Source organism: Bacillus sp. JJ722 (genome assembly GCF_036963345.1).
Lineage (GTDB): Bacteria > Bacillota > Bacilli > Bacillales > DSM-1321 > Bacillus_AD.
This window is the reverse complement of sequence record NZ_JBALMO010000072.1, coordinates 565-14,302: the sequence shown is the minus strand read 5'-3', so window position 1 is coordinate 14,302 and position 13,738 is coordinate 565. Positions and strand designations below refer to the sequence as shown.

Sequence of the window (13,738 nt, the reverse complement as noted above, 5' to 3'; positions counted from 1 at the left end):
ATTTTAATCAGTTGTTAAAAAAGCAGGTCACCTTAAGTAATATGAAGTGATCGTACATAGAGTTGTTAATATTTATTTAATGCACCTTTTCAATTCTAAACTTTATTTAATGGTCTAGAGAAATTAGTATAAATAATAATATTTGCATATTTCTAAATTGTTAGTTAATTATTTTCGCAAAGCTAAAAGAGGGGGAGGTGTGAGGAGAAGATAAAGTGTTGGTGTAAATATGATAACGTTTACAAAGTAAAACAAGAACTGATGACAACTTAAGTAGTAAGAATTCAATTGGTTCAACGATCATTTAGTGGGAGATGAAAGATCCCTACTAATTAAAAGTATCTATCTATCAAAAGAGTTGAAAGGAGTTAGTAGTATGAAAAAACCATGGCATACCTTTTATCCGAAAACTATACCATATGAAATAGAAATACCCTCTTGCTCCATCTATCATTTTCTTGAACGTGCCACTCAAGATTATCCGAATCAAATAGCCATCATTGAGAGTGAGGAAGAGATTACCTATAAAGAACTAAAGCATGCAGTCGATCGTTTTGCTGCTGCATTACATCGACGGGGATTCAAGAAGGGCGATCGAATAGGTATCATGCTATACAATTGCAAAGAATATATAATCGCTTATTTCGGTGTTCAACGATTGGGGGGTATCGTCGTTCAATTGAATCCGATGTATCAACAACATGAATTGAATTTTATGTTGAACGATGCCGAACCAGCTTGGTTGATTTGCGAGAGTAGTCAAATTGAGAAATTGGAACGTACGAGTTATAGCAGTGAGCTTAAGATTATTACATCAGATTTAAACAACAATGGTAATCCTTATTTATATAACTGGATTGAGGAAGAGAATGAAGAACTTCCTCCATTGCGAATTAATAGTAGAGAAGATATCGCGGCTCTCCAATACACTGGGGGAACGACTGGTGCACCAAAAGGAGTCATGATTACCCATTATAATACGGCATCTACTGTTTATCATACGTATATCACAGACGAAGGAGCTCTTTATCGTCCAGGCGAACGTTTTTTTGGAGTTTTTCCAATGTTTCACGGCGCAGGTCTAAGTGTCATGTTGTCTGCTATCTTCTATGCAGGAGCCTATATTCCTATTAAGCATTTTCGTATACATGATGCTCTTTATATGATTCGGAAATATCGTCCAACTCAAATTTCAGTACCACCTACTGTCTTTGTTGCATTGTTAAATCACCCTGATTTCAAAGAGGATGATTTAAGTTCCTTGAAAGTATGTCGATCTGGTGCAGCACCTATTCCTTTAGAAGTGCTACAAGCATTTGAACAAAAATCAGGAGTGCAAATTTGCGAAGTATATGGGTTGACGGAATCCAATGCTATTACTATTCGTACATTTAGAAATGTTAGAAAAACAGGGAGTGTAGGCATACCAGTACCAAACTCAGATTTGAAAATAGTTGATCTCGATACGGGTTTGAAAGAAATGCCAATAGGTGAGCCTGGTGAGATTCTTTTAAAGGGTCCTCAAATCATGAAAGGCTATTGGAAAAATCCAGAGGAGACAGCTCGTACTTTACGTGATGGGTGGCTGTATACTGGTGATATTGGCACTGTAGATGAAAATGGATTCTTAACTATTGTCGGAAGGAAAAAGGAGATGATCATTGCTGGAGGATACAATATCTATCCTAATGAGATTGATGAGGTATTGTATCAACATCCAGCAGTTGCCGAAGCGTGTACATTTGGTATCCATGATGAATATCGTGGAGAAACAGTTAAAGTAGCCATTGTTGTAAAGGAACAGCATACAATAACGGAAGAAGAAATTGTTGAATGGTGCAGAGAGCGTTTAGCCAAATACAAAGTACCAAAACAGGTAGAATTCAGAGAACAATTGCCGAAATCAACGGTTGGTAAAATTTTGCGTCGTGCCCTAGTTGAGGAACATCTTGAACAAGTGAAAGAAGCAAACTACACAACAGGAAATGGATAATTGTTAGGTAGATCTATATATGTTCGTCGCAAAGGTTAATTATGTTTTATTGAATAAATTATGGAGGATTTAAAATATGACCAATACAACTATTAGCTCTAAACAAGCAACGTTTAATTTATTTAAGACAAAAAGACCATTTTATACAGAAGAACATGAAATGTTCCGAACGTCTTTACGTAAGTTTATTAAAAAAGAAATTGTTCCTAACTTTGAAGAGTGGGAAGAAAAACAGTTCACTCCGCGCGAACTCTTTAACAAAATGGGTGAACAAGGTTTCCTGGCCACACAGGTTAATCCTGCGTACGGAGGTCTAGGGCTTGATTTTGGTTTTAATTTAATCCTTGGAGAAGAAGCAAATCGCATGGGTGGGGGAATTTGTGGCGCATCCATGCACAGCACGATTATAGTTCCTTATCTTGAGTCTTATGGGACAGAAGAACAAAAAAGAAAATATTTACCGAAATTTGTAAGTGGGGAAATTTTGACAGGTGTTGCCATGACAGAACCAGGAACAGGTTCAGATTTGGCAAGCATACAGACAACAGCAGTACGAGAAGGAGATCACTACATAATAAATGGGCAAAAAACCTTTATCTCAAATGGAATTAACGCAGAGTTATTCTTTGTTGTTGTAAAAACAGATCCAAAAGCTATCCCGGCACATAAAGGTGTAAGTGTTATTATCGTTGAAAAAGGTACACAAGGATTTTCGAATGGGCGTAAATTGAAAAAATTAGGACAGCACTCATGGGATACGGCAGAACTGATTTTTGAGGATGTACGTGTACCTGTTTCCAATTTATTAGGAGAAGAAGGCAAAGGCTTTGTTATTCTAATGGATAAATTGCAACAAGAGAGAATCAGTGCTGCAAACTCAGCATTCATCGTCGCGGAAGAAATTTTAAAGTCAACTATTGACTATGTTAAACAAAGACAAGCGTTTGGAAAACCAATCAGTTCCTTCCAAAACACACAATTTGAAATAGCCGAAATGGCTACAGAATTATCATTAGCTCGGAGTTTCTTAGATGATCTTATCGTTCGTCATATGAAAGGTGAGAAAGTAGATACGCAGGTTTCTATGGCAAAATCTTATATACCAGAAATGACTAAACGAATGGCGGCTCGTTGTTTGCAGCTTCATGGTGGATACGGATTTATGGAAGAATACCCCATTGCCCGTCGATATCGAGATTCTACAGTTTTGTCAATTGGAGGAGGAACTACTGAAATTATGAAAACGATTATTGCAAAAAACCTAGGAATGTAAAACCTGTAAAAGATGAAGATACGTTGGTAATCTAGTAAGATTTGGATACCGTTAGAATGTAAATAGTATGGCGCATATTAATCAATTTCTTTAATACACAGGAGATCAACAAATTATGGTTTGCTGTGAGCGTGAGTAAATCGTTGAGGTGAATTAGAAATCATATAATACTTAAAAGACATCGGACCAGCCAATCTAACGTTTTCAACATGAGAAAGATGGGAGTTATTTAATGAACCCTTGGAATAAATTTACAAAATTATGAAGGGGTGTTTTACATGCGTTGGATTAGTCTTATTTTAATATTTTTAACTACTCTTATTATCTATGCAGATAAGATAGTGATTGGTTTTGCAGCTGAACCCCTTATGAAGGAATTTAGCTTAAACGCATCTCAATGGGGATTGGTAGGGAGCAGTTTCTTCGTTTTATATATCATCACAAGCTTTATTGGTGGGACATGGTCGGATCGTTTAGGAACAACTAGAATGCTTTTCATTGTCTTAGCAGGTGTGAGTATCATACAATTTGGGGCAATTGCTATTGCTGGTTTTTCAATGCTTATTGTCTACCGAATATTGTTAGGAGCTTTGGAGGGACCATATTATCCAACTGGATTGAGCCATATTTCGCAAATATTCCCTGAAAATCTAAGAGGGTTAGCGATGTCCGTCATGATTGCTGGAGGGTCTATTGGTGGGATTGTTTGCGCACCGATTCTCGTCAGTTTGATTGAGAATGTCGGTTGGCGATGGACTTTCGTTTCCCTTGGTTTTGTCAGTTTAATGGTTCTTATGATTTGGGCTTTAGTTAATCGATACGACAAGAAAAAGCAGAAGGTCAGCAGGAACGAGGCACCAAAATTGAAATGGAAAGATATTGCCCCTGTTCTTCGGAATCCAGCCTGTTTTTTAACAATTGCCCTCTCAGCTTCTAGCTATTGGCTCATCACATGGATGGCGTTATGGGCTCCTGTATATTTAACGAAGGTTGTAAAATTAGCTCCTATGCAGATGGCATTTGCCATCTCGGGAACAGGTATTGCATCCATCGTATTGGTTTTGTTGATCTCATCTTTTTCTGATTTCATTTTCAAAAAAACGGAGAGTTATAGAAAGGCACGTGTCTGGGTCGCAGGAATAAGCACCCTCATTGGTGGACTTGCCCTTGCCTCTATTCCGCTGTTAGGGAATTCATTCATATGGATCGTTGTGGCCTTGTGTGTGGCAAAAGGGGTTACTTATGTTAACGTCTCAATGTCCGCACAAGTCATGATTAATTTAATGCCAGAAAGAGCCGGATTCATGACAAGTATTTTGTCATTAGGTAACAATGTTACTCAATTAGCTGCTCCGATTGTCACAGGATTATTAGTGCAAGCTGCAGGGTCAAATCTAGCACGAGGTTTCCATTATTCGATCTACGTAATGGTTGGATTGTTTGTCATCATTGCTATTCTTACTTTGTTGTTTGTTAAACCTGATAATGTGAAAGAAAATACCACGCCTGAAAGAATTGCTATGTAAGGTTAGGTGAATATACAATGAATGTAAATGATAAAATCACTAAAATAAACCTTCCAACAAGTTTTCAGTCAGAGGGTGTGAATATTTTTTTAATAAAAGGAGATGCACTCACACTTGTTGATGCTGGGCATAATTTGGAAGGTTCTTGGTACCTTTTTAAAGAACAATTGAATTCACATGGTTATAATGTGAAGGATATTAAGCAAATTATAATTACACATCACCATGTAGATCACACTGGTCTTGTTAAATATTTTGATCATGATGTTTCATTTATGGGTCATGTTCATTGTGAACGTTGGGTAAATCCAACGTTTACTTTTTTAGAGGATCATGATGCTTTTTTCGAAGATTTTTTTCATCAATTGAGTGTGCCAGATTATTTAGCTAATCCCTATCTTAGTTTTAAACATAAGCATGTCTTGTTACATGCGCAGCGTAGCTTAGATTACCATTTGGAAGAAGGATTGGAAATACCCGGACTTCCGGAATGGAGGGTACTACATACTTTTGGTCATGCTCAAGGGCATATATCATTATTACATCCAAAGGAGGGAATTTTAATAGGTGGAGATATATTGCTTCCTAACATCTCTCCGAATCCTATCATCGAACCCCCTCTATATAGCGGGGGAAATCGACAAAAGCCACAAATACTACTAAATGAAACGCTTCATAAATTACTAGAATTACCGATCGAAAGAGTTCTACCAGGACACGGGAAAGACATTACAAATCCCAAAAATTTAATTCATCTTCGTTTAAACAGTCAGCATGCGCGTGCTATGAAAGTAAGGGAATGGCTGATGGAAGAATCAATGTCTGCTTTCGACGTGTGTAGACATCTATTTCCGAAAAGTTATAAGTCAAGGATTGGACTGGCAATGTTTGATACAATTGGTCAACTTGATTATTTAATGTCACGAAATTTAATACAAGAAGAGCGAAATACGTATGGTAGTAAGTATTTAGTTAGCACTTAATATTTACCTAACATACCTTTTATTTTCTTAACTTTTAAAAATCGTACTATCAAATTATCATTAGTAATATAAAGATTCTTATTATTTAGAATCTTATAAAAAATAGTATCTTAAAATTATATGTTAGGAGGGAGAAAGGTTGAGTAAAAAAGTAAAAGTGATTGGCGTAAATATGATACCGTTTACAAAACCGGGAATGCATGAGCCGTATGAAGTAATGGCAGCGAAAGCTGTAAAAGGAGCATTAGAAGATGCAGGAATAGATTATTCTGAAATACAACAGGCGTATGCAGGTTACATTTATGGTGACAGTACTTGCGGGCAAAGAGCCTTATATAATGTTGGGATGGTAGGATTACCGATATTTAACGTTAATAATAATTGTTCTTCTGGTTCTACTGCTTTATTTCTAGCAAGACAGGCTGTTGAGTCTGGTCAAGTGGATTGTGCACTTGCACTTGGATTTGAAGAAATGCAACCTGGTGCATTGAAATCTCATTGGGATGATCGAACTTCACCAGCTGAATGGTTGCAGGAACGCGTGATAGAACTATGGCCTGAGGCGCCAGAAGCAACGAGAGCCATACGACTATTTGGATCAGCTGGAAAAGAATATCTTGAGAAGTATGATGCAAATCCAGATATTTTTGCAAAGGTATCAGTGAAAACAAGGAGTCATGCGATTCAAAATCCTTATTCACTTTTTCATAAACCATTGACCGTCGAAGAAGTTTTGAATGCTCCTAAGTTGATGCCTCATATGACACGCCTAATGGCCTGTCCTCCTACTTGCGGAGCCGCTGCGGCGATTGTTTGTAGTGAAGAATTTGCCAAAAAACATGGTATATCAAATGCGGTTGAGATTGTGGCGCAAGCGATTACAACGGATACGGAAGTAAGTCGCGATAGTATCATGAATATCGTTGGAGCAGACATGACTCGTCGTGCAGCTAAGCAAGTCTATGAAGCAGCGGGAATAGGTCCTGACGAGATTGATGTATTAGAACTTCATGATTGCTTCACACCTAATGAGGTCATTACATATGAAGGTTTAGGATTATGTGAAGAAGGTGGAGCAGAGAAATTTATTAATGATGGTAATAACACACATGGTGGAAAAGTGGTAGTCAACCCTTCCGGTGGGCTGATGTCAAAAGGGCATCCAATTGGAGCAACTGGATTAGCTCAATGTACCGAACTTGTTTGGCAACTTCGTGGTCAGGCACAGAAACGTCAAGTAGAAAATGCGAGAGTCGCACTTCAACACAACTTGGGTCTTGGCGGAGCATGTGTTGTTACGATGTATCGCATGGGATAAATAAATAGATAATGAAAAAATAATAGAGAGGAAGATTTTAAATGGTTAAATTACTAGAAAATCAAGTAGCGATTATTACAGGAGCAGGTCGTGGAATCGGTCGAGACACAGCATTAATGTTTGCTGAACATGGAGCAAGAGTAGTTGTAGCAGATAGAGACGAAGAACCAGCAGCTGAGGTTGTGGCTGAAATTAAAGGATTGGGAAGCGATGCTATCGCATTTTGCGGAAGCGTAACTGATCCGGAATTTGGGAAGCAAGTGGTAGAGGCAGCAATTTCTGCCTTCGGTCGTTTGGATATTCTTGTGAATAACGCAGGCTATTGTGCGGATGGTTTACTACATAAAATGTCAGATGAACAATTCCAGGCAATGTTGGACATTCACCTGATTGCGCCATTCCGTTTAATTCGTGAAGCATCACCGTATATGCGTGACGTTGCGAAGAAAGAAATCGAACAAGGAATCGTTCATCACCGTAAAATTATCAACGTTTCCTCTGGTTCAGGTGTAAGAGGTAATATGGGACAGGCAAACTATTCTTCAGCTAAAGCTGGTGTTATTGGATTAACGAAGGTTGTTGCAAAGGAATGGGGTCAATTTAATATCAATAGTAATGCAGTAGCATTTGGTTTTATTGATACGCGTCTTACTCGTCCTAAAGAGGAAGGTCTAATTGTTAATGGAGAAGCAGCGGGTATCCCTGAAAAAGTACGTAACATGTTAATTAATAGCATTCCGCAAAAGCGCGTTGGTAGCGGAAGTGAGGCAGCTGCTAGCATATTATTCCTTGCATCTCCATTGTCTAACTACGTGAATGGTCAAGTGCTTGGTGTAAACGGAGGCTCTTTAACTTAGTTTTTTCTTAGAAAATAAATAATAGTGTTGTCGGAAGATCGAGTTGAATAAAACAAAACTATTAATTATACAGAAGAGGTGAATGAACTTGTCGAATGTGAAAGACTTAATCGGAACTGAGTTTCAACCATATAGTATGGAAGTAGAAAAAGGGAAAATAAAAGAATTAGCACTTGCCATTGGTGATGACAACCCGATTTACTTCGATTTAGAGGCGGCAAAAAAAGAAGGCTATGAAAATATTCCTGTACCACCTACCTTTTTACAAGTTATTGACTTGTGGGGTGGTCTTGGCTCCGTAGAAAAAGTAGAAAAGCTGAAATTAAACCTAGTAAGGGTTTTGCACGGACAGCAATCTTATGAATATTTAGGAGATATTGTGGCAGGAGATACACTTGCGGTAACAAGCAAAGTTGTAAGTGCAGAAACGAAGTCAGCAAGTACGGGTGCAATGGATATTATTGTAACGGAAAATCAATATACGAATCAACGAGGAGAATTGGTTGCCATAACGAGAAATACATTACTGCATCGTCATTAATTTCATAATCATAGAAAGGGGAAATGAATGATGTTTTACGAGGATGTTAAGGAAGGATATGAGTTCCCAGTATTAGAAAAGCAACCGATTACACGTGTACAACTTGTTCGGTTTGCAGGTGCTTCTGGTGACTTTCACCCACTCCATCTGGTTGAAGAGGTGGCAGAGAAGGCTGGTATGAAGATTCTTGCCCACGGAATGTTGATTATGGGAATGTTATCTCAAGGTGTTACTTCATGGGTTTCTAGAAAAAACATTAAGAAATTACAAGTGCGTTTTAGTAAAATGACTTTTCCTGGTGAATCGATTCAGATTGTTGGTAAGGTGTTAGAGAAAAAGGGTGACAATACAGTGTTGGCTGAAGTACTAGCGATGAACAGCGATGGCGAGATAAAAGTTGCAGGAACTTTTGAAGCAACATTACCATCAAGAAATTCGTAAAAATTATATGGTTTTTTAATAACCAGACCGCAATGAGTAACGTGGAATTAGATACTATTATGACCTATCACGCTACTCAATGACGGTCTTTAGTTATCAATAAAAATTGGAATATAGAATTTAACGATTTGGAGGGATACATAGTGTCAAAAACAGCTACTACATCTAAACGAGAAGTATATGATTTATTTAAGAGAGAAAGACCTTTTCTCACTCATGAACATGAGATGTTTCGTACTTCTCTGCAAAAATTTCTCGAAAAGGAGGCAGTTCCAAACATTGAGAAATGGGAAGAAGATAAGCACACACCAAAAGAATTTTATGAAAAACTAGGAGCTAATGGCTTCCTTTGTCCTCAAATCAAACCTGAATATGGGGGTCTCGGACTAGATTTTGGTTTCAACATGATCTTAGCTGAAGAGTTATTTCGCGTAGGAGTAGGAACTTTAGCAAGTACTAGTAGTTCGATTATCGTCCCTTATCTCGAAACATTTGGAACGGAAGAACAAAAGCAAAAGTATTTGCCAAAATGTGTGAGTGGGGAAATCACAACGTCTGTAGCGATGACAGAACCTGGTATAGGATCCGACTTAGCTAGTATGAGCACAACAGCCGTTCGCGATGGTGACTACTATATCCTTAACGGGGAGAAAACCTTTATTTCAAATGGTATTAATGCAGGGCTGTTCTTCGTTGCTGTAAAAACAGATCCAAAAGCAAACCCAGCACGAAAAGGAATTAGCATGATCTTAGTAGAGGCGGATACACCAGGTTTTTCACGTGGAAAAACCTTGAAAAAATTAGGTCAACATTCTCTAGATACTGTTGAATTAGTTTTTGAAGACGCTCGTGTCCCAGCCGCTAATTTACTAGGTGAGGAAGGAAATGGCTTCTACTATTTGATGGATCGTTTACAACAGGAACGTATATTGATTGCAATTAGCTCTTTGGTTGTAGCTGAAGAAATGCTCAAGTCTACCATGAGCTATGTAAAAGAAAGACAAGCATTCGGGAAGCCAATTAGTTCATTTCAAAACACACAATTTGAGATTGCTGAAATGGCAACAGAATTGTCCATGGCACAAACTTTCCTTGATGATTTAACAAGCAAACATATACAAGGGGAAAATATTGTAACTCAGATTTCGATGGCGAAATGGTTCATTACCGAAATGGCAAGACGTATGTCTGCTCGTTGCTTACAACTTCATGGTGGATATGGTTTCATGGAAGAATATCCGATTGCCCGTCGTTATCGAGATGTGGCGGTTATGCCGATTTATGGTGGTACGACAGAGATCATGAAAAATATTATTGCTAAAAACTTAGGTTTATAACAATATCGGTAATTCATGTGGCGATAAGCGCAAGTCTTTTATGAAATAACGAATTTTTATGAAGGCGCTTGCGCTTATCTAATTAATAAGAGGATGAATGAGAATGAAATTCGAAACGAAAATTGGGATGTCTAAACCAGATGCGATTTATGTTCACGGCTATGATTTAACTGAAGATTTAATAGGGGAAATAACGCTAGTAGATATGGCATTTTTAGGTGCTCTTCATCGGCGACCGACAGAGGCAGAATCTAGAATGCTAAATGCCTGTATGGTGGCAATTTGTGAACATGGCTTTACTCCAAGTTCTATTTCCGCCCGCTTAACTTATTTAGGAGCACCAGAGGCTGTACAAGCAGCAGTTGCAGCTGGTTTATTAGGTGCAGGTTCTGTCTACCTTGGGGCTATGGAAAATACGGCACAAATGCTTCAAGAAGGCTGGGTAACCTACGGTCATAATCAAGACGTTGCAGTGGTCGCTGCCGGTATTTTAGAAGACCGTAAAACCAAAAAATTACAAGTGATGGGATGTGGGCATCCGATTCACAGACCAGTTGATCCTCGTACACCTAAGTTATTTGCTTTAGCCGATGAATTGGGATTTAGTTGTAAGCATGTCGCATTGATGAAAGAAATACATCGTCAAATGAGTGAACAAAAAGGAAAGCAAATAACTTTGAATGCAGCAGGGGCAATCGGTGCCATTCTTTCAGATATGAAATTGCATTTTAGTGTTGTTAAATCATTTGCCGTCGCAGCACGTGCAGTTGGTTTAATTGCACATATTGTTGAAGAAATGGAAGTGGATCGAAAAGACTGTATGGCTCAGAAACTTTTCAATCATATTGAAGAAAATACGTTATATACAAATGATGTATCAGTGAAAATGAATGATTAGCGGTTTTATATGAGTGAAATAAATAAGATTTTGAATCAAAAATATTTAAAATAGATGGAGGTTACTAATATGTCCACTACTACGTTAATTCCGTTACATCCCAAAGCGGCCGAGTTTGTTTCTACACCTAAAAAGTTGCTCATCAACGGTCAATGGGTGGACGCCATTTCAGGTGAAAGAACGCAAACTATAAATCCGGCAACGGGTGAGGTTATTACGACAGTTGCAAAAGGCGGAAGGGAAGATGTTCATCAAGCTGTTCAAGCAGCTCGTAAAGCTTTTGATGAAGGTCCTTGGTCAAAGATGAAGCCTGCAGAGCGGGCAAAACTTCTGTTAAAGCTTGCTGATCTCATGGATGATAATGCCGAAGAATTTGCACATCTTGAGACATTGGATAATGGGAGAGCCTTAATGTTTACTGCAAGAGTCGCAAACATGTGTGCAGAGCATTTCCGTTATTATGCTGGATGGACAACTAAAACTGCAGGGGAGACGATTCCTGTATCGCTTCCTGGAGATATTTTTAATTATACAAGACGTGAACCAATTGGGGTATGTGCTGCTATTAATCCTTGGAATATTCCGTTACCTGCAGCAGTTATGAAATTGGCGGCACCACTCGCGACAGGGAATACGGTGGTGTTAAAGCCAGCTTCTGAAACCCCTTTAACGACTTTACGATTAGGTGAACTGATACAAGAGGCAGGATTTCCAGACGGTGTTGTAAACATTGTAACAGGGCCTGGTTCAACATTAGGAAAAGCGTTAACGGAACACCCAGATGTTGATAAAATAGCTTTTACAGGTTCAACCGAAGTTGGACAGCAAATTATGAGATCAGGTGCTTCAACCATTAAGAAAGTAACGCTGGAGCTGGGTGGAAAGTCTGCTCATATTATATTTGCTGATGCCGATTATGAAGTGGCGTTGAGGAATGCTGCGCACGCTATCTTTATGAATTCAGGTCAATTGTGTGTCGCTGGATCTCGTTTATTTGTTGAGAAGAACATATATGACAGATTTGTAGCTGATTTGGCGGACTTTACGAAGACGTATACATTAGGTAATGGATTTGCCCCATCTACCATGTTAGGACCTGTTATTTCCGAACAACAAAAAAATTCTATATTAAAGTATATAGACATCGGACAACAAGAAGGAGCTGAATTGGTAATAGGAGGAGAAGCAAAGGGTGCTGGTCTAGAAAATGGCAATTATGTAAAACCAACTGTATTTGCAAATGTAACGAATGATATGAGGGTTGCTCAAGAAGAGATCTTTGGTCCTGTCGTCACCGCAATTCCATTCGATAATATGGATGAAGTCATCAAGATGGCAAATCAATCGATATACGGCTTGGCTGGAGGAATATGCACTACGGATGTTCGCAAAGCGCATAAAGTAGCTCATGCGCTCAGAACAGGTAATGTGTGGATTAACACATACGGTCTCGCGGATCCAGCTTCACCATTTGGAGGTATTAAGCAAAGCGGTATTGGTAAGGAAAATGGTGCAGCAGCTATCGATATGTATACAGAGATTAAGAGTGTTTGGCTTAATTTAGATTAACCGATTGGGAGGGTATGTTGATGAAAGTAAGAGCAGCCGTTATAAATAGACCAGGAGAAGAATATCAATTAGAAACCCTAGAATTAGCGGAGATGCAGCCTGATGAAGTATTAGTGAAAATGGTTGCTTCAGGTATGTGTATGTCAGATGAGACTATTAGAAAAGGTAAATCAGCGGTCGCTTTACCAATGGTGCCAGGTCATGAAGGTTCCGGTATTGTTGAAAAAGTAGGAGATGCTGTTAAATCGTTTAAAGTTGGAGATCATGTGGTTATGTCCTACGCCTATTGTGGGGATTGTCCAAGCTGTCGTAAAGGGCGTCCAGCTGTATGTGACGATTGGATGAAATTGAATTTTCTAGGTGTCAGAGACGATGGGAGTTTTACATTTCGTAAAGAAGATGGTACTACTGTAGGGAATTTCTATGGTCACTCATCATTTACAACACATACATTAACTCATGAAAGTAATTTAACAAAAGTAGATAAAGATTTAGATTTACGACTTGTTGGTCCATTAGGCTGTGGCTTTTTAACTGGTAGTGGTACTGTAATCAATGGTTTAAAACCAGAAGTAGGTTCATCCATTGCTATTTTTGGTACAGGAGCAGTTGGACTAGCTGCCATGATGGCGGCAAAAATCGAAGGTTGTTCAACTATTATCGCAGTTGATATTCACGATAGTCGCTTAGATATCGCTAAAAATCTTGGCGCAACCCATGTAATAAATAGTAAGCTAGAAGATCCTATTGAAAAAGTGAAAGAAATAACAAATGGTAAAGGCGTAAACTATGCAGTTGATACAACTGGAGTAGGGCCGGTGATGAAAACAGCTTTAACCGTTTTAGCAAAAGGAGGCGTTATTGCCCCTGTAGCTATATCACAAAGTAGTATCGAAATTATTCCAACTGCAGAATTAACCCTAGCAAGTAAAAGCATAATTGGTGTAATAATGGGAGACGGTGTTCCTCAATTATCCATTACTCAATTAGCGAAATTCTATA

Annotated in this window: 12 protein-coding genes; all 12 read left to right on the top strand. The window is 38.5% G+C overall.

Annotated elements, in window-relative coordinates; genetic code table 11:
* The first annotated feature begins 376 nt into the window (after window positions 1-376).
* On the top strand, window positions 377-1,993 hold the full coding sequence (locus tag V7014_RS10660) for a long-chain-fatty-acid--CoA ligase (protein ID WP_335506910.1): 1,617 nt from the start codon (window positions 377-379) through the stop codon (window positions 1,991-1,993).
* A gap of 76 nt (window positions 1,994-2,069) precedes the next feature.
* Window positions 2,070-3,266, top strand: a complete 1,197-nt coding sequence (locus V7014_RS10655; protein WP_335506908.1) for an acyl-CoA dehydrogenase family protein — start codon at window positions 2,070-2,072, stop codon at window positions 3,264-3,266.
* A 278-nt stretch (window positions 3,267-3,544) separates the two neighbouring features.
* A complete protein-coding gene (locus tag V7014_RS10650) occupies window positions 3,545-4,792 on the top strand; it encodes an MFS transporter (protein ID WP_335506906.1) in 1,248 nt (415 codons plus the stop codon).
* Window positions 4,793-4,809: 17 nt separating this feature from the next.
* Window positions 4,810-5,775, top strand: a complete 966-nt coding sequence (locus tag V7014_RS10645; protein WP_335506904.1) for an MBL fold metallo-hydrolase — start codon at window positions 4,810-4,812, stop codon at window positions 5,773-5,775.
* Between the two features lie 139 nt (window positions 5,776-5,914).
* A complete protein-coding gene (locus V7014_RS10640; RefSeq protein WP_335506902.1) occupies window positions 5,915-7,093 on the top strand; it encodes a lipid-transfer protein in 1,179 nt (392 codons plus the stop codon).
* 41 nt (window positions 7,094-7,134) lie between these two features.
* Window positions 7,135-7,950, top strand: a complete 816-nt coding sequence (locus V7014_RS10635) for an SDR family NAD(P)-dependent oxidoreductase (protein ID WP_335506900.1) — start codon at window positions 7,135-7,137, stop codon at window positions 7,948-7,950.
* A gap of 97 nt (window positions 7,951-8,047) precedes the next feature.
* Entirely contained in the window at window positions 8,048-8,491 is a 444-nt protein-coding gene (locus V7014_RS10630) for a MaoC family dehydratase N-terminal domain-containing protein (RefSeq protein WP_335506914.1), read from the top strand.
* A gap of 30 nt (window positions 8,492-8,521) precedes the next feature.
* Window positions 8,522-8,932, top strand: a complete 411-nt coding sequence (locus V7014_RS10625; protein ID WP_335506898.1) for a MaoC/PaaZ C-terminal domain-containing protein — start codon at window positions 8,522-8,524, stop codon at window positions 8,930-8,932.
* Between the two features lie 140 nt (window positions 8,933-9,072).
* Window positions 9,073-10,269 carry an acyl-CoA dehydrogenase family protein gene (locus V7014_RS10620; RefSeq protein ID WP_335506912.1) on the top strand — a complete coding sequence of 399 codons (1,197 nt, stop codon included), beginning with the start codon at window positions 9,073-9,075 and terminating at the stop codon, window positions 10,267-10,269.
* Between the two features lie 103 nt (window positions 10,270-10,372).
* On the top strand, window positions 10,373-11,167 hold the full coding sequence (locus V7014_RS10615; RefSeq protein ID WP_335506896.1) for a citryl-CoA lyase: 795 nt from the start codon (window positions 10,373-10,375) through the stop codon (window positions 11,165-11,167).
* A gap of 69 nt (window positions 11,168-11,236) precedes the next feature.
* Window positions 11,237-12,736 (top strand): aldehyde dehydrogenase family protein, encoded by a 1,500-nt coding sequence (locus tag V7014_RS10610; RefSeq protein WP_335506894.1) that lies wholly within the window; start codon window positions 11,237-11,239, stop codon window positions 12,734-12,736.
* Window positions 12,737-12,756: 20 nt separating this feature from the next.
* Window positions 12,757-13,738: NAD(P)-dependent alcohol dehydrogenase (locus V7014_RS10605; protein ID WP_335506892.1), on the top strand; the 982-nt coding region annotated here is incomplete at its 3' end.